16 protein-coding genes and 2 tRNA genes are annotated in these 19,483 nt (G+C 36.0%); 13 read left to right on the forward strand and 5 right to left on the reverse strand.

Translation table 11 applies throughout. The features are described from left to right. Positions 1 to 91 precede the first annotated feature (91 nt). From AABL87_RS08185 to AABL87_RS08205, 5 genes are all read left to right on the forward strand, one after another. A tRNA-Glu gene (locus AABL87_RS08185) sits at positions 92 to 163 on the forward strand. A 40-nt stretch (positions 164 to 203) separates the two neighbouring features. Next, positions 204 to 455 (forward strand): 30S ribosomal protein S20, encoded by a 252-nt coding sequence (gene rpsT, locus AABL87_RS08190; protein ID WP_006260350.1) that lies wholly within the window; start codon positions 204 to 206, stop codon positions 453 to 455. Between the two features lie 137 nt (positions 456 to 592). Next, positions 593 to 2,392 carry a translational GTPase TypA gene (gene typA / locus AABL87_RS08195; RefSeq protein WP_006260349.1) on the forward strand — a complete coding sequence of 600 codons (1,800 nt, stop codon included), beginning with the start codon at positions 593 to 595 and terminating at the stop codon, positions 2,390 to 2,392. A gap of 368 nt (positions 2,393 to 2,760) precedes the next feature. Continuing rightward, positions 2,761 to 4,071: a dihydrolipoamide acetyltransferase family protein gene (locus tag AABL87_RS08200; RefSeq protein ID WP_006266974.1), complete on the forward strand. Its 1,311-nt coding sequence runs from the start codon at positions 2,761 to 2,763 to the stop codon at positions 4,069 to 4,071. A gap of 84 nt (positions 4,072 to 4,155) precedes the next feature. After that, a complete protein-coding gene (locus tag AABL87_RS08205; RefSeq protein ID WP_006260347.1) occupies positions 4,156 to 4,857 on the forward strand; it encodes a Dph6-related ATP pyrophosphatase in 702 nt (233 codons plus the stop codon). Between the two features lie 92 nt (positions 4,858 to 4,949). On the opposite strand, the gene AABL87_RS08210 is transcribed toward AABL87_RS08205, so the two are convergent. The 3 genes from AABL87_RS08210 to AABL87_RS08220 form a co-directional block, all read right to left on the reverse strand. Continuing rightward, a complete protein-coding gene (locus AABL87_RS08210) occupies positions 4,950 to 5,471 on the reverse strand; it encodes a DUF2004 domain-containing protein (protein WP_025124967.1) in 522 nt (173 codons plus the stop codon). 161 nt (positions 5,472 to 5,632) lie between these two features. Beyond that, the gene (locus AABL87_RS08215) at positions 5,633 to 6,154 is read right to left on the reverse strand and encodes a hypothetical protein (RefSeq protein ID WP_006260345.1); all 522 of its coding nucleotides are present in this window, start codon (positions 6,152 to 6,154) and stop codon (positions 5,633 to 5,635) included. A 69-nt stretch (positions 6,155 to 6,223) separates the two neighbouring features. After that, on the reverse strand, positions 6,224 to 7,258 hold the full coding sequence (locus AABL87_RS08220; RefSeq protein ID WP_341277160.1) for a helix-turn-helix transcriptional regulator: 1,035 nt from the start codon (positions 7,256 to 7,258) through the stop codon (positions 6,224 to 6,226). Between the two features lie 706 nt (positions 7,259 to 7,964). On the opposite strand from AABL87_RS08220, the gene AABL87_RS08225 reads away from it, so the two are divergent. The 8 genes from AABL87_RS08225 to AABL87_RS08260 all read left to right on the forward strand — a co-directional run bounded on the left by AABL87_RS08225 (position 7,965) and on the right by AABL87_RS08260 (position 17,620). After that, positions 7,965 to 9,059 (forward strand): slipin family protein, encoded by a 1,095-nt coding sequence (locus tag AABL87_RS08225; RefSeq protein WP_016650428.1) that lies wholly within the window; start codon positions 7,965 to 7,967, stop codon positions 9,057 to 9,059. A gap of 32 nt (positions 9,060 to 9,091) precedes the next feature. Continuing rightward, positions 9,092 to 9,211 (forward strand) — tRNA-OTHER (locus AABL87_RS08230). 209 nt (positions 9,212 to 9,420) lie between these two features. Further along, on the forward strand, positions 9,421 to 11,649 hold the full coding sequence (locus AABL87_RS08235; protein ID WP_341277161.1) for a hypothetical protein: 2,229 nt from the start codon (positions 9,421 to 9,423) through the stop codon (positions 11,647 to 11,649). A gap of 197 nt (positions 11,650 to 11,846) precedes the next feature. Continuing rightward, complete coding sequence (locus tag AABL87_RS08240; RefSeq protein ID WP_341277162.1) at positions 11,847 to 12,599, forward strand: nucleotidyltransferase domain-containing protein; 753 nt, start codon at positions 11,847 to 11,849, stop codon at positions 12,597 to 12,599. After that, complete coding sequence (locus AABL87_RS08245; RefSeq protein ID WP_006266982.1) at positions 12,596 to 13,654, forward strand: DNA polymerase beta superfamily protein; 1,059 nt, start codon at positions 12,596 to 12,598, stop codon at positions 13,652 to 13,654. Before AABL87_RS08240 ends, AABL87_RS08245 begins: the two co-directional genes overlap by 4 nt. A gap of 467 nt (positions 13,655 to 14,121) precedes the next feature. Beyond that, the gene (locus AABL87_RS08250) at positions 14,122 to 15,381 is read left to right on the forward strand and encodes an outer membrane protein assembly factor BamB family protein (RefSeq protein ID WP_006260338.1); all 1,260 of its coding nucleotides are present in this window, start codon (positions 14,122 to 14,124) and stop codon (positions 15,379 to 15,381) included. Between the two features lie 66 nt (positions 15,382 to 15,447). Next, positions 15,448 to 16,878: an RtcB family protein gene (locus tag AABL87_RS08255; RefSeq protein WP_006266984.1), complete on the forward strand. Its 1,431-nt coding sequence runs from the start codon at positions 15,448 to 15,450 to the stop codon at positions 16,876 to 16,878. 328 nt (positions 16,879 to 17,206) lie between these two features. After that, positions 17,207 to 17,620 (forward strand): hypothetical protein, encoded by a 414-nt coding sequence (locus AABL87_RS08260; protein WP_341277163.1) that lies wholly within the window; start codon positions 17,207 to 17,209, stop codon positions 17,618 to 17,620. A gap of 43 nt (positions 17,621 to 17,663) precedes the next feature. On the opposite strand, the gene AABL87_RS08265 is transcribed toward AABL87_RS08260, so the two are convergent. Together AABL87_RS08265 and AABL87_RS08270 are read right to left on the reverse strand one after the other, a co-directional pair. Next, the gene (locus AABL87_RS08265; protein ID WP_006262033.1) at positions 17,664 to 18,173 is read right to left on the reverse strand and encodes a YfbM family protein; all 510 of its coding nucleotides are present in this window, start codon (positions 18,171 to 18,173) and stop codon (positions 17,664 to 17,666) included. Between the two features lie 17 nt (positions 18,174 to 18,190). Then, positions 18,191 to 19,447, reverse strand: a complete 1,257-nt coding sequence (locus tag AABL87_RS08270; RefSeq protein WP_341277164.1) for an erythromycin esterase family protein — start codon at positions 19,445 to 19,447, stop codon at positions 18,191 to 18,193. Positions 19,448 to 19,483: the final 36 nt, after the last annotated feature.

The raw sequence follows: 19,483 nt of genomic DNA on the forward strand, positions 1-19,483 counted from the left end.
GGACGCCAGGTTTTCATCCTGGTAACAGGGGTTCGATTCCCCTACGGACTACAGATTCTCTTTTTGAGAATTTTATTTATTACAATTAATTGGTCCGTTCGTCTAGGGGTTAGGACGCCAGGTTTTCATCCTGGTAACAGGGGTTCGATTCCCCTACGGACTACAAGAGAAAAATAGTATAGACTTAATAAAATATTTAAGAAATGGCAAATCATAAGTCAGCTTTAAAAAGAATTAGAAGTAACGAAAAGAAAAGAGTATTAAACAGATATCAGCACAAAACAACTCGTAATGCTATCAAAGCTTTACGTTTGATCGAAGATCAAAAAGATGCTGCTGCTAAATTACCTGTAGTTGTTTCTATGATTGATAAATTAGCTAAGAAAAATATCATTCATGACAACAAAGCTTCTAACTTGAAATCAAAATTAACAAAACACGTTGCTGCTTTATAGTATTATAGAGACAACGATTTGGTTTGTAAGTAAAAAATATCAAGCTCTCAATACTGAGAGCTTTTTTTGTTGATACTATTCATTTTTAAATGAATATATTTGCAGCGAGAAAGAAATTCTAATTTTAAAATCCCTATATGACACCAATTAGGAATATTGCTATTATAGCACACGTTGACCACGGTAAAACTACTATGGTTGATAAAATTTTACACCACTGTCAATTATTTCGTGAGAATGAAACATCAGGAGAGTTGATTTTAGACAACGAAGATATCGAAAGAGAAAGAGGTATTACTATTACTTCTAAGAACGTTTCGGTAAGCTATAAAGGAACAAAAATTAACATTATCGATACTCCAGGTCACGCGGATTTCGGAGGAGAGGTAGAACGTGTTTTAAATATGGCTGATGGTGTTCTTTTGATTGTAGATGCTTTTGAGGGACCAATGCCTCAAACTCGTTTCGTACTTCAAAAGGCGATTAGTTTAGGTTTAAAACCATGTGTGGTTGTTAACAAAGTAGACAAAGAAAACTGTACTCCAGAGGAAGTACACGAGAAAGTGTTTGACTTAATGTTTGAACTTGGAGCAGAAGAATGGCAGATGGATTTCCCAGCTGTATATGGTTCTGCTAAAAACAACTGGATGTCTGATGATTGGAAAAAACCAACAGACTCTTTCGAACCATTATTAGATATGGTTTTAGAGCATATTCCAGCTGCTAAAATGAATGAAGGTACTCCTCAGATGTTAATCACATCTTTAGATTACTCTACATTTACAGGACGTATTGCTATTGGTCGTTTACATAGAGGTATTTTAAAAGAGGGAATGAATGTTTCTTTAATTAAGAGAGATGGTAAAACTGTTAAATCTAAAATTAAAGAGGTTCATACTTTTGAAGGATTAGGACGTAAAAAAGTATCTGAAGTACATGCAGGTGATATCTGTGCTGTAGTAGGTATCGAAGGATTTGAAATCGGTGACGTAATCGCTGACTTCGAAAACCCAGAAGCATTACCAACTATCACTATCGATGAGCCAACAATGAGTATGTTATTTACTATTAATGACTCTCCATTCTTCGGTAAAGAAGGTAAATACGTTACATCTAGACACATCAAAGATCGTTTAGCTAAAGAGTTAGAGAAAAACTTAGCTCTACGTGTAAACGAAACGGATAGTGCTGATAAATTTATGGTATTCGGACGTGGTGTATTGCACTTATCTGTATTGATCGAGACAATGCGTCGTGAAGGATACGAATTACAAATCGGACAACCACAAGTAATCATCAAAGAAGTTGATGGTGTTAAATGTGAGCCGATAGAAGAATTAACTATTGATATTCCTGAGAACTTATCTGGACGTGCTGTAGAATATGTTACTTTGAAAAAAGGTGAGATGTTAAGTATGGAGCCTAAAGGTGATCGTATGATTATTAAATTCTTAATTCCTTCTAGAGGTATTATCGGTTTAAGAAACCAGTTATTAACAGCTACTGCTGGTGAGGCTATTATGTCACACCGTTTCTTAGAATACCAACCATACAAAGGAGAAATCGCTGGACGTAACAATGGTTCATTAATTTCTATGGAGAATGGTAAGGCTATTCCTTATTCTATCGATAAGTTACAAGACCGTGGTAAATTCTTCGTTGATCCTAACGAGGATATCTATGAAGGACAGGTAATCGGTGAGAATACGCGTAGTGATGATATGACTGTTAACGTTACTAAAACGAAAAAACTATCTAACGTACGTTCTTCAGGTGCTGATGATAAAGCTAGAATTGTTCCAGCTATCAAATTCTCATTAGAGGAAGCATTAGAGTACATCCAAAAAGATGAATACGTTGAGGTGACTCCTAAGTCATTACGTTTAAGAAAAATCTTCTTAAAAGAGACAGATCGTAAGCGTAATACTATCAAATAATAATAGATATTATTTTATATAAAGCTAAAGCCGACCAGAAATGGTCGGCTTTTTTATTTTGCAAAGTTTTAATATTGAAGAAAGTTTTTGGTGCTTTGTTTTTTTGTATATTTCACGAAGTATCCTTATGAGAAGAGCTTTTTTGACTTAATACGACATTTTTATTTAAAAAAATGAATTGCGTAGTTTGGAATAAAATTCAAAAGAAAATATGTAAAAATGGATTATTTAAATAGATGTAATGAGAGAAATAAGGATAGAGAAGTATAGTTTTTGATAGAATGATAATTTTATAAATGGCTGTAAAAAGTCTGAAATATTATTAAATTTGTAATTTGTATAAGAAAACACAACCTTAGGTTATAAATATGGCAAAGTTCGAATTGAAATTACCCAAAATGGGAGAGAGTGTTGCAGAGGCAACAATTACAAACTGGTTGAAGAATGTAGGGGATCATATTGACGCTGATGAAACAGTATTAGAAATTGCTACAGACAAAGTTGATAGTGAGGTTCCATCAGAGGTTGAAGGAACTTTAGTAGAGATTTTATTCCAAGTAGATGATGTTGTTCAAGTAGGACAAACAATCGCAATCATAGAAACAGAAGGTGATGTTCCTGCATCAGCTCCAGCAGCAAGCAGTGCACCTGCAGAGGCAAAAGCTGTAGCGGAGACTGTAGCAGTAGCACAAGATACAGTAGCTACGCCTGTTGATTTTTCAGACTCTGATAAGTTCTTTTCTCCATTAGTTAAAAATATAGCTAAAGAAGAAGGGGTATCTGTAGCTGAATTAGAAGCGATAGCGGGTACTGGTAAAGATGGAAGAGTAACTAAGAATGATATCTTAGATTATATTAAAAATAGAGGAAACCAACCTCAAGCTGCAGCTGTAAAAGTAGAAGCGCCAAAGGCTACTCCTGCTCCAGCGGCTCAAACTGCTTCTAAAGCAGCTCCAGTATCTGTAAACGGTGCTGACGAAATCGTAGAGATGGACCGTATGCGTAAGCTGATCTCAGGATATATGGTGAAGTCTGTACAGACTTCTGCTCACGTACAGTCATTTATCGAAGTAGATGTGACGAATATTGTGAACTGGAGAAATAAAGTGAAGAATTCATTCGAGAAGAGAGAAGGAGAGAAACTTACGTTCACACCTATCTTTATGGAGGCTGTAGCGAAGGCATTAAAAGACTTCCCTGGAATGAATATCTCTGTAGAAGGTGATTATATCATTAAGAAGAAAAATATTAACTTAGGTATGGCTGCTGCATTACCAAACGGAAACTTAATTGTACCAGTAATTAAAAATGCTGATCAGTTAAACTTAGTAGGTATGGCTAAAGCGGTTAATGACTTAGGTAATCGTGCTAAAGCCGGTAAATTAAAACCAGACGATACTCAAGGTAGTACGTATACAGTAACTAACGTTGGTACTTTTGGAAGTGTATTCGGTACGCCAATTATCAACCAACCAGAGGTAGGTATCCTTGCATTAGGAGCTATCCGTAAAGTACCTGCTGTTATCGAAACTCCAGAAGGAGACTTTATCGGTATCCGTCAGAAAATGTTCTTATCTCACAGCTATGACCATAGAGTAGTAGATGGAGCATTAGGAGGACAGTTCGTACAGAGAGTGGCTCAAATATTAGAAGCATTCGATCCTAATAGAGAGATATAATTCTTGATAAAATAAATATAGAACGGTTTCACAGTAGTGAGACCGTTTTTTTATATCTTGTTTTGACCAAAAAATAACGAAATAATGAAGAATGCTTTTTTAAACTGGAGTAGTGGGAAGGATGCTGCTTATGCCTTATATCAGATACAACAAAGTAATGAGTTAGAAGTAGTGCGTCTAATGACTACTGTTAATGAACATTTCGGGCGGGTATCTATGCATGGGATAAGAGAAGAAGTATTAAAACGACAAGCAGAATGCATAGGAATCTCTTTAGATATAGTACACCTTCATGAAAAGCTCTCTCTACAGGAGTATGAAGCTATTATAATGACTCAATTGGAAGAGTATAAGCGTGTAGGTATATTGGATAGTATTTATGGAGATATTCTCTTAGAAGACTTAAAAACGTTTAGAGAGGCACAGCTAGCAAGGTTAGGAATCACAGGCGTATTTCCACTGTGGAATAGAGATACAACAGCATTAATTCACGAAATGGTAGACTGTGGTTTGAAAACAATTGTCGTTTGTGTCAATGAGCAATATCTCGACAAAAGCTTTGTTGGACGTACGATAGATAAGCAGTTTATAGAAGATTTGCCTGATGGAGTTGATCCTTGTGGAGAGAATGGCGAGTTTCATACCTTTGTCTATGACGGGCCAATGTTTAAAAAGCCTGTTCCTTTTGAAGTAGGTGAGATGGTCTATAAGACCTATGATGCCCCTAAACAATGTCATCAAAAGGAAATATTACACTATGGCTTTTGGTTTTTAGATATTTTGTAACTCTGTTTATTCTTGTATGGTAGAGATGAGGCTTGTAAGCTTCTATTGAATTTAGTAAATAGTGGTATTTATTAGAGCATTAATATAAGGATTTAACTTTCCCAATTAATATCTATCAAATGACCCTGTAAGTCTGTTCTTATCACAATTACGGCATCTGCGTATTCTTTACCAATGCTGTAGTCAAATACTAAATAATACTTCTTGTTTAGCTCATCTACTGGATACAACCAAATATGAACTAGTTTGAGTTTTTGATATAAGATAGTATTGTCTTCTTTGGATAGGTTATTTATCCCCAATGACGCTAGCTCTTCTCTCTGTAATTCTTCTAAATGAAAGGTGATGTATTCTTGTACAAGACTTGTGTCAGAATTATAATCTTGTTGTAGATATTCTTTGTTTCTATTGTTAAATGTAGGGATAGCTTCTATAAAATCTTCTTCATTGAGTTGAATCCTATTAAAGTCAATATTGATGTTTATTGTATCTTGTTGGACTACTATTCTTTTAAAATAAGAATGATCAGGAGAGGTGTTATTATGATGTATAAATAAGAAAATACCTAATATTGAACCTATAATAATTATAAACAATAATATTCTTTTGGTCATAGGAAGTGCTTTCTTTTTTGAGAATACAAAGTTACATGATTTTATGTGAGTGATTCATAATCATTTGCGATTATTATTTTTTGAAATGAATGAGTATTAAAGTAAAAAGCCTAGATAATATGAATTACCTAAGCTCTCAGTATATTTTAATAAGAGAATTATTATATAAAGAATTCTCCTGTATCACTCATTCCCATAGGAAGAGCTGTTCTGTCTATCCATTCTTCTGTTTGTAAGCAAGGGATAGGTTGAGTGTGTAGTTTAAGTTCAAATCCTTCTCTTGCTTTCTGTACAATCTGCTCTTCTATATTAGAAGAGTTGGTCGCAAAGAATTCTTTGGTTTCTTCAGCAATATGCAGTAATACAATTTGTGTTTTATTATCAATAGTGTGAATATCCAATACTTTATAGTAAGCGCCTGACTGTATCATTACTAATCCGTATTCTTCCATCTGAGGAACAAGAGCTGCTACATCTTTAGCATGAGCAGAGGCGATAAGGTAACGCAAGTTGGTAGTAAGTCCGCCTCCTTTATAAGTAGCATCTGTGAAACCGCATTCTTGTATAATCTGCCCAATATGATATTTATCGATTAACTCTTGACTTAGTTCACAGTCGCGATAGAATAGGGCTAACCCTGCAAAAGTCATATTGAATATTTCTTCTATTTGTTGTTTGTCCATTAGGTATGGGGTTTGGTATATTGTAAAATAAAAAACGAAGGTACTTATTTTAGGAAGTACAACATAGCTTTATATTTCTTCTTTCTCATTTGTTGGTACATACTGCTCGTTCATTTTCATCACTCGCTTCATAATACGTTTTTGTAGTATTTTAGGTGCGATTACTTTCAACGTTTCACCGAAGCCGAGTATTTCTCTTTCGAGTTCGAAGTTGAGTACTACATCTATACGTATCTTCATACCTGTCTCATCTTCCTCTAACACTTGCTGAGAGTGGTGTAGTGGTTTGGTCTTTACGTAAGGAACATTATAGGCATTCACCCAGAGGATAACCTTCTGTGCGCGGTCCTGCTCCGTTTTAGTCACTCCAAGTGTGTCGTTATAATATCGGTCAAAGTCTACACCTTCATATTCTTTATAAGGTTCGTTTGCTAAGGCATATACGTTGATGATACGGTCAAGTGCTAAGGTAAGTAAATGCTTATGAGTACTACTGCGCACGACTACAAACCATCTGTTTCGATACTCTTTTAATAAGTAAGGATAGTAGATATTCTTAGTAGCTTCTTTAGATTTAAAAGACTTGTATTCTATTAGTAGGGCTTGTTTATTCTTAATCGCATCGTATAGCGGACTGATAAATTTAATTCCCTTTAGCAAACTATTGCCTTCCATCTGTATATAGTTGGGCGCTTTAGTACTGCGGGTAAGCAGGCTGTTATCTAACTTCGCAATGACTTCACTCATCTCATCTATCTGACTGAATCCGTTGAGGTGTTTTAGGATAGCGACTACTTCTTTTAGCTTTTCTGTATCTGCATCGTTGATAGGAGAGTTTTTGATACTGTAGTTAGCATCCTCATAGGTATAGTATTTTCTATCTACTACGATGATAGGAGCATTATAGCCCAAGCCTTCACTGCGCATCGCTTGTATATCGAGCTGTATGGTACGCTTGCTGATACCAGTGTCTATGCCTTCGTATTCATATAGGGCATCAGCTACCTTCTCAATGAGGTCGTTAAGCGTCCATTTTCTGAATCTGTTTCGTAGACATTCATCAATAATTCGGTAGCGCAATAATGCTAATTTATTCGTTGCCATTACTTTTTAGCGTTTTATTCACTTCAAATATACATATTCTTCTCTTTGTGTACGCAGTATAATTACGTAGTAATCTTTTTTGTAAAATATTTTAATTTGTAATTTATTGATATATAGTGATTAATAAAATATTTTGTAGTTTTTTATATGTGCGCAATTTGATTGCGTAGGTAGGTATGCATCTTTGTACTGTTCGAAAGATACAAACCTTGGAAGCGTTTCGGTATAGCGCAGAAGTGAGGGACAGTAGTTTACCTTATCCTGTTTGTAATCAGAAGAACAACTAATATGGGATTAGTAAAATGTTCATGTCGTAGGTTCGAATCCTACTATTACCTCAGGGTAATATAGATTAGCGGTTAGATCAGAACAATTGCCTTTTAAGCAATTTTAGGAGAAGCAGAGGAACTTCGTTAAAAATCCTCTCCATATAAAAAAGGTTCAGTCAAATAGTGTTTCTGTCTTTTCTTCTTGCAGTCTTAGACTAAGAGAATAAAAGACAACTTATCAAAGCCTGTAAAAACAAGCTATGCTGTAGAAGAGGAATAGGGGATGATATAGAGTGAATGACTTGCTCAGTGAGTCATTCAGGACTATACACAAACTATTCTATTGTACAGTTTACTTCTTTTTCCGCCTGAGATAAGTGAAGGCTATTTAGACTGTTCTTTATGATAAAGACGTAAAATATTAAAAATATACAGCTATGAAAAAGTTACAAGTAAAAACAAATCACGTTGCCTTAGTGTTTAAACAAGGAGAATTACAGAGAGTATATACTGCTGGTGAATACTGGTTATGGGGAGAGAAAGAGGTGATGGAATACAATATGTCTGAGTACTTCGGTATGCGTAGAGATATAGAAGCTCTGTTATTAAATACAGAGTTAAGAGGAATGTTAGAGGTGATCGACGTGATGGATAATGAAGTGGTATTGGTGTATAAAAACAAAGTGTTTAATGTAGTATTAGGTGCTGGTAGACATATCTATTGGAAGGCTGCGACTGAGTACTCTTTTGAGCGGTATACTATAGATGGATTAGAAGTGGACAAGACTATCGCTCGTAATATCATGGGGAAAGGCAATATGTCAAACTTCGTGAGAATGTACACGGTAGGGGCTAATGAGAAAGGATTGTTATTCGTGGATGGGCAGTTCCAAGAGATCTTGAATGCTGGTGAATACAGATATTGGAAAAACGATATCAAGGTACAAATCATCCTTGTCGATATACGTCAGCAAGTGATGGATATGAATGGGCAAGAGATATTGACGAAAGACAAAGTACAGTTGCGTATCAACTTCAATTTGGTGTACCAAGTACAAGATTTGTTGAATGCCTATGTGGACAACAAGGAGGTGGAGAAACAGATGTATAATGTAGTGCAATTGATGTTAAGAGAGAAAGTCGGTAGAATGTCTTTTGATGAATTGATGGAGAGCAAAGAGAACTTGTCTTCTGAAATCTTGAATGGGGTGAAAGAAGAAATAGCATCTTTAGGTATCGAAGTAAAAAACTGTGGTATCAAAGATATCATCTTACCAGGGGATATCAGAGAGATCATGAATCAGGTGTTGATCGCCGAGAAAAAAGCTCAGGCAAATATGATCACGCGTAGAGAAGAGACAGCTGCTACACGTAGCTTGTTAAACACAGCGAAGTTGATGGAAGAGAACGAAATGCTAATGCGATTAAAAGAAATGGAATACATCGAAAAGATCGCTGATAAAGTAGGAGAAATCAGCTTGTCTGGTGGCGGTAATGTCTTGAAACAATTGAAAGAGGTGTTTTCAAGATAGTTTACGGTTGACTGTTAACAGTGGATGGTAAAGAGGTAGTAGTTTAATTAGGTAAAACGTGGAGTATAGTAATTATGCAATTACCAAAAGGTCAAGTGTGATTTACTCCACTGAGGGACTCCAAGATGCAGGTTCGATTCCTGTCTGTTTCACAATAATAATCAAGGTCAAGTGGGTTTTACTTCTTTACACTTTTGGATAGCTAATAAGCCCACCCTTACCTGATTTAACAAAAGAATGATAGGTTAGAGCGACCTAATAAAAGCTCAAAATAAAGATTAGTAATTGAGGTCAAGTAGGTTTTGCTTCTAAACATTTCCCTTGTATCAAACCTGCCCTTACCTGATTAAATTTAATAATTATGAAAACAAATGTATTAAGAGTAGCGATTAGAAATCAAGCTATTTATGTTGCAGATACAGCTATAACTGTAACGTTTAATAAAGAAGTATTCTCTTTTGTAGAGAATGTGAGAAAGCTTGGATTTGGGTTGAGTGAAGAGTTGTTGAATGCGTTAAAATACGTTGACTCTGAAACATACCAAGTTATTTATAACACTTTGCAAGGTATATTAGGAACCAAGCACAATTGGACTCCGTTAGTGAAAGATTGGTTAATACCAACAGGAGAAACAGACTTAGACCATTATATTACTTATATGGCAAATTGGTTTGGTACTTCTAATGATGAGACGTTAAGTTGTGGACATAAGATTCCTAAAAAGACCTTTCCCTTAGAACGATATAACGGATGTCCATTCTGTGGGACGCCATTTGAGTTTGAACAATTAAAGTTGTATTGTGGAGGTAGTAAAATGAAGGTATTGGACTTATGGCAAGATCAAGAGGCAACTACTTATTTAGAAGGTTTGATTAAGGCTAATACTGCTTTGGATGCGACGCAGATAGACTCGTTAAAAATGTTGTTGGCAGTATATCCTTTGCCTGCGGCAGAGGTGAAGATGAAGGAGACATTGATGTTGTTAATCGACTGTTATGTAGAGGCAGGTGAGATAGCTAAGGCGGGAGCGTTGTTAAAAAGCCCAACAGATATCATGAGATACTTGTGGTATAAGAAAACAGGTTTCTTACAATTGATACTGCCAAAGACTATTATCGCTCGTCAAGCGAAGAATCACGCTCATTTTAAGATGAGGTTAGATTCGAGTAATAGAGCGAAAGAAGATGTGAAAGAAAACTTGAAGTTAAAGTATTCGAGAAAAGAAGCATTAATGGTGGCTACTTGGTTAAACGAGATGGCGATGGATATCGAGTTGATGTGTGAGAATATGCACCCTAAACGCGGTATGTGGATCCGTTTCATCAGAGCCTTGCGTTTAGCTGAATACAGCAAGAGAACGGGGTTTGAACAATTAACAGAGTTATTAGATGTATTCTATAATCAAATCTATACTGTGACAGCAGGTAGAATAGAACACTACAGATTAAAGATGGATGCAGACCGCGCTTTTGCATTGCTAAAGTCGCGTCCTGGGTTATTCGCTCGTTCATTGTTTTCAAGTATGTTGTGTTTTGGTGACGACGTTACTTTAGAACACTTTGCTAAGGTGGTAGATAAAGTACCAATGAGGTTGTTATTGACGTTGAATATGTATGCAGATACGTATTTTGACCCAACTGCCAGTAGAGTAGTGAAGCCATTAGGTGGAGTGAATAAAGTGATAGCTGTGAATCAATGGGTAAAAGCGTATGATGAGGCTACATTAAAAGCAATGGTGGGTAAGATAGAGTCTTTTGTGTTGACAGAAGTGATGCGTCGATTTGCAATGCAAAAGAATGAGAATAAAACAATCTATATCAGCGAGGATTTGTATAACATTCCTTTAGCAATAGGGGATAGAGCAGATAATGTTCAAGACTTGCCTGTAGCGTTAATGGGGACTAAGTTTCCATTAGAAGGACATGAGGTAAGATTGTTTATGCAGTGGGGGGCAGGTTTGCCTGCTCAACATTTAGATATGGATTTGAGCTGTCATATCGCTTATACAGATAAGGTAGAAGTGTGTAGTTATTACAGCTTGTCGCCATTAGGATGTCAGCATAGTGGAGATATCAGAAGTATTCCTAATCAGATAGGTACTGCCGAGTATATAAACATAGATATGCAAGCATTGAGAAGAGCAAAGGCGAAGTATGTAACTTTTACAAGCAATGCTTATAGTAATGGAGCTATAACGCCAAACTTGGTAGTAGGGTGGATGGATGCTAAGTATCCGATGACTGTATCAAACAATAAGGGCGTAGCGTACGATCCGTCAGCTGTAATTCACCAAGTACGTGTGACAAATAGCTTGACAAAAGGATTGGTATTTGGGGTGTTGGATGTTGAGAAAGGAGAGATTATATGGTTAGAGATGGCATTCGGTGGACAAAATATACAGTCATTGGATAGCAAAACATTAAACATATTCTTAAAGAAGTTAGAAGCCAAAACGAAAGTAGCAGATTTGTTAATGATTAAGGCTCAAGCACAAGGAATAAACATTGTGTATTCAGTAGAAGAAGCAGATGAGGTGTACGATGCTAAATGGGCTATTGATTCGGCTAATGTGATGAGGTTAATTAGTTGACAGTTAATGGTGTTGTAGAGATTCAATTTCTTGCGTCTTGACTCACTGTAAAACAATAACCATAAGCCATTCTTCTTGTCCCACTTTTTGATACCAAAAGCGACTATAATGAGTCAAATGAGTTCATTATAGTCACTTCAAAAAAAGCATGAAAGGTGAATAAGTAGTTTTGTGAGGAATCAATAAGATAAAATGCTATGAAAGAGATAATATTAAAAAAGATAAAAGAAATAGAAGAGTCACATAACATAGAAGTATTGTATGCGTGTGAGTCAGGAAGTAGAGCTTGGGGTTTTGCTTCTGAGGACAGTGATTACGATGTTCGATTGGTTTATAAGCAGAAGATAGATAATTATTTGAGTGTGGTAGATACAAGTGATTTTATAGATATGCCGATAGATGAGGTATGGGACTTTAATGCTTGGGATATCAAGAAGGTATTGGTATTGCTAATTAAGTCTAATACAACAGTGTTTGAGTGGTTACAATCGCCTATTGTTTATAAAGAGGCAGAAGGGTTTAGAGTAGCAATGTGGGCATTGAGCCATGACTATTATTGCCAACAGACACATACACATCATTATCTGGGCTTAGCAAAGAAGATGTTGTTGGAGCATACGGATGAGCAGGTGAAGTACAAGACACTGTTCTATATCCTTAGAGCACTATTGTCTGCTAAGTGGAATGTAGAGTTTAATAGGATAGCACCTATGGAGTTTAAGCCCTTGCTAAAGGTGGTTAATGATGATAAGCTTACTGCATACATACTCTTATTGATAAAAGAGAAAGAAGGCTTGACTGAGAAGGACTGGTACACTTGGGATGCGAGGTTAAAGGACTATGTGTATGACTTGTATGAGAGTTTGTCTAAGGCTACAGTGGTAAAGAGCAAGGGAAGTTTTGACAATGAATTGGTAAATAGGTTTTTTAGAAAGGAGGTAAGACAATGACAATAACAGAGATGAAAGACAGAGGATTGCTCCTGTTCGAATGTATAAGTGGGAGTAGGGCATATGGCTTAGCAACTAAAGATTCGGATACGGATATAAGAGGAGTGTATTACTTGCCTAAAGAACAGTTTTACGGTATGGATTACCTTCCACAGATCAGCAATGAGACTAATGATATCGTGTATTATGAGATAGGGCGTTTTATAGAGTTGTTGAGTAAGAATAACCCTAATATACTGGAACTGTTAGCTACACCTGATGAGATGGTGCTGTATAAGCATCCCGTAATGGATAAGATAGTGATGAGAGATTATCTGTCTAAGTTGTCTAAAGATACTTTTGCTGGATATGCAATGAGTCAAGTGAAGAAAGCTAAGGGATTAAATAAGAAAGTGTTTAACCCAATGGGTCAGGAGCGAAAAGAGTTGCTCGACTTCTGTTATGTCTTAGAGGGGGTGCAAACTATGTCGTTAAGAGATTGGCTCAACAAGAAAGAGATAGCACAAGGGCAATGTGGATTGGTCAAGCTGTCTTCTCAAAAAGAGCTTTATGCACTATTTTGTGATAAGGTAGGAGATAAGGGGTATAAAGGGATAGTGCGTTATGACAATTCGAATGAAGTAAGTCTGAGCAGTGTGGCTAAAGGTGAAGAGCTAACAGCTTATTTGCTGTGCAAGGCAGATGATTACTCTACACATTGCAAGAAGTACAAAGAGTATTGGGATTGGGTAGAAAAGCGTAACGAGGCAAGGTATGTGACAACAATGAGCCATGCTGGTGGATACGACAGTAAGAATATGATGCATACGGTCAGGCTGATGCTCACTGTGCGAGACATCTTTATGACGGGTATAGTTATAGTACGCAGTCCGTATAGAGAAGAATTGCTCAAGATAAAGTCCGGACATTATAGCTATGAAGAATTGTTAGATAAGGTAACAGAGTTACAAGAAGAAGTAGAACGACTGTATGTAGATTCGCCTTTGCCTAATCGACCTGACCTTGATAGGGCAGAAAAGGTATTGGTAGAGATAAGAGAGGAGTTGTATGGGTGAATGACTAGCGGTTTTGTAGAGGCGCAAGATATTGTGTCTCAATTCTAAATAAGCGTGATAGATGGTTAAGTATTATAGAACTGACTCATGATAAATACCCTTGTCGTTGATTAAGCAACACCATTTAGCAATATGGTTAGGTATTGGGTTAAGGATAGCAATACCTTCCGCGAGTAAGTTATCAGGAGTGCCATATTCATCAGAATCATCCATATAGATTAGTACATTGTTGCCTTCCTGTAAATAACGTTACCTAAGGAGTCAGTTTTATAGTCCGTTTGGGAGAGTAGTACTATGTTGAAATCTATCATTTCATTGAAGTCAACATATAGACGGGGTTCTTTCATTCATTCTGAGAATAGAACGATAAAGATAAGAGGATTTTATTGAATAAGTGAGTTAATTCACTGCTTAGTGAATTGTGAAAAATAATATATTTGCGAGCAGTTTAAAAACAACAAAACAATATGAAAAAACTCTTAGTATCACTTACAGCGCTATTTGCCTTTTTTGGGTGTCAGAATAAACAGACGCAAGATACTGTTGTTAATGTATCTAATCAGACTGTTGTGTTCAGTTCTAGTGGCAAGGTAGTCAACTTTGACTTAGATAATAAAAAAGTAGTGTGGGAATACACTTCTGCACAAGATGAAGGCGCAAACAGAAACAAGTTCACTTTTGATGAGAATACGTTGTATATGCCTTTTGAGAGTGGAAAGTTAGTCGCTTTAGATTTCTTGACAGGGAAAGAGAAGTGGGTATTCACAGCTCCTCAGACTGGTGTAATGGATATGGCTGTAGGCGACGAAGGCAGTAATGCAGCCGACAGAGGAGAGCCTTACTTTATGAGTCAACCTCTACAGTATCAAGACAAGGTGTATATGGTCAGTATAGGTGGAGGAAATGATCCTTACTTCTATGTGATTAATAAAACAGATGGTAGTGAATATAAAATAGAAGGGATAGAGACGAAGTACAATCTTTCTCAACCGGTTCTATGTCAAGAGATGGTATTCGTTAATTCGGGTATTTACTTAAACAAGTATTCACTGAAAGGAACTGGTACGAGCTATGGCATGTATGACGGTATCACATTTGACAGCCCGTTATACGCACAGATGCGTAGTGATGGAGAAACGTTGTACTTTGGAGAAGAAGACGGTATGTTCTATGCTATTCCCTTTAATGAGAATGCTGATGTGAAGGGAGACAATGACGATATTATGGATCCAAAGAATAATTTTAAAGACAACTTGTCTATTTATAAATGGAGATATCAGTCTAAAGAATACTCTAGGTTAGCGACTAATGCTGATAGTAATACAGCACTATATGGAAAAACTTATGTAGTACAAGTGCGCAAATCAGATAGTGATGCTCAAGCTCTAATAGGGCTAAATGCTAAGACAGGTGAAGAGCAATGGAGTTATGGTTCAACAGAAGAAATTGTGAATTGGCACAAATCAGGAGAGCATCTTATTGGGTACACTATGACTATGGTGTTTGTATTAGACTTTCAAGGTAAAGAATTAGCAACTTACCCAATCACAGAGGAGTTTAAACCATTGACCAATATTGAAGAAACAAAAGATGGACAGTTGGTGTTCTTAACAACACGAGGAGTAACAACAATAGATAAAACAAGTAAACAGGCTAAGGTACTCATTGCTTATGAAACAAAAGAGGAGTATCACAATACAGCTTATATAAAATATTTTAAGAATTAGTTAATTGGTTAACGGTGGACGGTTTACAGTTCACAGCGTAAACCGTTGACTGTAAATTGAGAAACTATGAAAGATAATACACCGATTAATGGAAATGATTTAATTGTTTTAGGATACCCACAAACAGAGTTATTGGGTATTGCTCTAAAAGCGAATAAGAAAAGAACAGGTTATACGAAGGTGGAGATGTTAGCACATTATAAAGCTGTGCTTACTAATGCAGAAGATTATTTAAACGATAAGGTATTTGGGAAGTTGGCTACCGCTATTATAGAAGGCGTGGGACAACGTGTAGAAGAAGAGGTTATTCCACTGAGAGAGGAGGCTGTAGGGTATACAGTATACGGTGCTGATCATATAGAAGACGGAGCGATTAAGCAGATGCAAACTGCGGTAAAGCTACCTGTGGCTGTAGCAGGTGCGTTAATGCCTGATGCACATCAAGGATATGGATTACCTATCGGAGGAGTATTGGCTACTGAGAATGCTGTGATACCTTATGGTGTAGGAGTAGATATTGGGTGTAGAATGGCGTTATCTATTTTTGATATTAAAGGTGTGGAGTTCTATGGTATGGAAGAGTTGCTAAAAGAGCAGTTAGTTAAGCATACTAAGTTTGGAGCAGGGCATGGATTCCAAGGACAATATAAAGCACAACACGATATCTTAGATAGAGGAGAGTTTAATCTCAATCCTTTTATTAAGAACTTACAAGATAAAGCTTGGGAACAATTGGGTTCTTCAGGTGGAGGTAATCACTTTGTAGAATGGGGATTGATGGAGTTCATGGAGAGAGATGAGGTGTTGAATATAGATAAAGGTACTTACTTAGCTTTATTAACACACTCTGGTTCGCGAGGAATGGGGGCGACTATAGCGGGTAGATATACTCAGATTGCTAAGGATATCTGTAAGTTACCTTATGAGGCGAAGAACTTGGCTTACCTTGATCTAAATTCGGAAGCAGGACAAGAGTATTGGGCAATGATGAGCTTAGCAGGTGATTATGCTTCTGCTTGTCATGAGGTTATTCATGATAAATTAACTAAGGCTATAGGTGCTGAGGTATTAGCCAAGGTAGAAAATCACCATAACTTTGCGTGGAAGGAGATGTACCAAGGTAGAGAGGTTATTGTACACCGTAAAGGAGCTACTCCAGCGAGTAAAGGAGTGATGGGTATTATACCTGGCTCTATGACTGCACCGGGATTCTTAGTGAGAGGTAAAGGAGAAGAGGAAGCTTTAAACTCTGCTTCACATGGAGCAGGAAGACAAATGAGCAGAACACAAGCTATCAAGACCCTAAAAGTAGCTGATATAAAAGCGGTGTTGTCAGATCATGGTGTTGAGTTAATAGGAGCAGGTAAAGATGAAGCTCCTATGGCTTATAAAGATATTCATCAGGTGATGGCTGCACAGGGAGAGTTAGTAGATGTAGTTGCGATGTTTACGCCTAAGATTGTCCGAATGGCTGATGATGGAAGTAAAGAGGATTAATAGATAATAAAAATATGTAGAACAAGGTCACTGACAAGAGTTAGTGGCCTTGTTTGTTTAATTATAAAGTGAACATTAGAAAAGGTTGTTTTTTTACTAAGAAAGAGAATATATTGATTAAAATGTATTTTTCTGTAAATGATAAGAATTGTACATCTTTCGGAGTGGGTTTAGGTTGTTGTTGTGTAATATTTCATTATTATCATTGAAGTGTTTTTTTTATAGACTACATTGTGTTAAAAGTGAATGTTATAAATAATGAATGTCAATTTTTAGCGTTTCTTATAGTAATTATGATTACTTTGTTAGAAATAAAAATTGGAGATTTATGGCGAAGAGAAAAGATATAAGAAGTTATTTAACCCTATTTCTTTTGGTATGTAGTATAAGTGTATTCGCAAAAGAGAAAACAAGTGTGGTGAAGCGAGATTGTAATGTACAATTAGCTAAAATAATAAAGGATAGCGACTTCGAATACCCCAATAAGGATTATCATGTTAGAATAGAGGATACCACTGGAGGAACTGTGATCATTAAAGCGTATGTTCAAAATAACCTATCTGATAATCCTAAACAACAACAGATGGTAGAAAGTGTAGTGTCGTGGTTTATTATACAGCCTCAGCGAGATGGGATATATCAATCTATGAATGCTTTGGATCCTGAAGAACCAGACTTTAAGAAGCTAAAAATAGATACTAAAGCTTTTGAATCACTAGTAAAATGTATTGATAAGAAATAATTAAAGAAGCCTACTAATAGAATACTTAGTAGGCTTTTTTAGTTTAATTGATAAATGTAATTACAGCCTCATTGTTTTTTGCTGCAGTACTATAAATCTCTCGTATTGTATTGATGTTAGCAGATAGGTATTCCCATATTTCTTCTTTATCTGCTTCTGACCAAAATGAAGGATATATTTCTTCTTCATTAAGTTTTTGAGGAGAGAACCTCTTTCTCAATTCTTCATTTGATAGTTGAGTCAGTAGATTGTGTATTTCTTTGACTTGTTCTGTTGTAACAAAACGAGCAGGACCATATCCTATATCCTGATTCTCATCTAAAGTATGTGAGCCAAATATTGCCATAGCTAATGGATGTTCTAAGTAGTCATCTACATTGTTTGCAAATAAAAAAGCAATAGCATCCCAAGACTTGTCTATATCTACCAGAGCTTCATCTATATCGTTCTCATCGTAATCTTTGTAGATTCTTTCTTCAAATAAATTGCTATCCTGTACATAGCTTGTTAGTTCTTCTTGACTTACTCGAAGCAGGTTTCCAATCATTCCCATAGTATATTTTTTAGTAATTAAAAATGTTCTGAAGCGTTCGTTGTATTCATAAAGATAAAACCATCGAAGTGTTCCCTTAGTTTCACATTAGGAATAGTCATGTATTTTGTTTGTTCTTCTTGAGTCATTATTTTATACCCTATCCAATTCATCTTTTTAGGTGTATCAAATATACTTGAAGGAGTATTTTTAAAGTTGACAAAGTAGTTCTTCTCGGCGTACTGCTCCATTTGTTGTTCTAATGAATTATCTTGTACTGTAGGTAAGTCATATGAAGCGTATTTACTTTCTTTTACATCTATATTATCGTTCATCGCACTAAAGGTACCATTGGCAGTAAAAGTTGCTAAAGAGTAAAACTCATTACCATATTGCTTTTTGATGTATTCTCCCATTGGGTCAATAAAAGATGGAGTAAGACCGATGTGTCCATTATGAGCGATCATAACCATCTTTTGGTTATATAAAGACTGTGTTCTCATGGCTATCTCCGCCATAGCATAATCTCGAGTATAGTTTTCATTTCTTTGACCAACTTCATATAACATTCTAAAACCTAGCTCTAAATTATATAATGCAATCTTTGCATCTGTAGAAAGTTTATCACCGTATTTAGTAGTCATTTCTTTTGTTAATTGAAAAGCCTGTGTACCTACTTTGATCAAGTTGTCATAATCTTTCTCAAAAACCTCATCATTGGATTTTGCCCAATTATAGTCGAGTACCTTAGCTGCTTCAGCTAGCTTTAGACAGTTTTCATAATATGTTTTATTGCGTGCTAAATCTTTTTCACTTAATAGAATTAAAGTACTATTGTGAAGAAAATTGGTGTCAACACCAGTTAGCGTAACCTTTTCTTTATTCTTTTTGTTATAAGATCTTATCCATAAGAATAGATTCTCTATCTCTTTGGTTTGCCATACAGAGACTAAGTTTGCTTTCATTTCTTTTTGTAGATCCCCATTAGAGTTAATAACCTTATTAATCATATAAGTATCTCCATAAGCATTTTCAAAAGAGATGACTCTATAGTTGTGATTAGTGACTAAGTCCTTGATTAACTCTACTCTTAAATCATTGAATTCTTTAGTACCATGTGTTCCTTCACCTAGTGCTACTATTGTATGATCTTTTATCGCATTAGTGATAGGAGAGAGCCCTTTATATTGATTGTTATTCTTGTTATAAGAGAAAGGAATAACTTCTTTATCTTGTGCTATACTTGTTAAGGAAACCAGTATAAACAAGCTTACTAAAGTTCTTTTTATTGTCATAATTTGCTGGTTGATTTAGCCTTAAAGATAATTTAT

The sequence above is a fragment of the Myroides sp. C4067 genome (genome assembly GCF_038039665.1).
GTDB lineage: Bacteria > Bacteroidota > Bacteroidia > Flavobacteriales > Flavobacteriaceae > Flavobacterium > Flavobacterium odoratimimum.

What these genes read in the sequence shown, in the direction of transcription:
- AABL87_RS08200 (WP_006266974.1), top strand. Translation starts at nt 2,761, where the DNA reads ATGGCAAAGTTCGAATTGAAATTACCCAAAATGGGAGAGAGTGTTGCA.
- typA (WP_006260349.1), top strand. Translation starts at nt 593, where the DNA reads ATGACACCAATTAGGAATATTGCTATTATAGCACACGTTGACCACGGT.
- AABL87_RS08205 (WP_006260347.1), top strand. Translation starts at nt 4,156, where the DNA reads ATGAAGAATGCTTTTTTAAACTGGAGTAGTGGGAAGGATGCTGCTTAT.
- AABL87_RS08215 (WP_006260345.1), bottom strand. Translation starts at nt 6,154, where the DNA reads ATGGACAAACAACAAATAGAAGAAATATTCAATATGACTTTTGCAGGG.
- AABL87_RS08235 (WP_341277161.1), top strand. Translation starts at nt 9,421, where the DNA reads ATGAAAACAAATGTATTAAGAGTAGCGATTAGAAATCAAGCTATTTAT.
- AABL87_RS08240 (WP_341277162.1), top strand. Translation starts at nt 11,847, where the DNA reads ATGAAAGAGATAATATTAAAAAAGATAAAAGAAATAGAAGAGTCACAT.
- AABL87_RS08265 (WP_006262033.1), bottom strand. Translation starts at nt 18,173, where the DNA reads ATGGGAATGATTGGAAACCTGCTTCGAGTAAGTCAAGAAGAACTAACA.
- AABL87_RS08220 (WP_341277160.1), bottom strand. Translation starts at nt 7,258, where the DNA reads ATGGCAACGAATAAATTAGCATTATTGCGCTACCGAATTATTGATGAA.
- AABL87_RS08210 (WP_025124967.1), bottom strand. Translation starts at nt 5,471, where the DNA reads ATGACCAAAAGAATATTATTGTTTATAATTATTATAGGTTCAATATTA.
- AABL87_RS08260 (WP_341277163.1), top strand. Translation starts at nt 17,207, where the DNA reads ATGGCGAAGAGAAAAGATATAAGAAGTTATTTAACCCTATTTCTTTTG.
- rpsT (WP_006260350.1), top strand. Translation starts at nt 204, where the DNA reads ATGGCAAATCATAAGTCAGCTTTAAAAAGAATTAGAAGTAACGAAAAG.
- AABL87_RS08255 (WP_006266984.1), top strand. Translation starts at nt 15,448, where the DNA reads ATGAAAGATAATACACCGATTAATGGAAATGATTTAATTGTTTTAGGA.
- AABL87_RS08250 (WP_006260338.1), top strand. Translation starts at nt 14,122, where the DNA reads ATGAAAAAACTCTTAGTATCACTTACAGCGCTATTTGCCTTTTTTGGG.
- AABL87_RS08270 (WP_341277164.1), bottom strand. Translation starts at nt 19,447, where the DNA reads ATGACAATAAAAAGAACTTTAGTAAGCTTGTTTATACTGGTTTCCTTA.
- AABL87_RS08225 (WP_016650428.1), top strand. Translation starts at nt 7,965, where the DNA reads ATGAAAAAGTTACAAGTAAAAACAAATCACGTTGCCTTAGTGTTTAAA.
- AABL87_RS08245 (WP_006266982.1), top strand. Translation starts at nt 12,596, where the DNA reads ATGACAATAACAGAGATGAAAGACAGAGGATTGCTCCTGTTCGAATGT.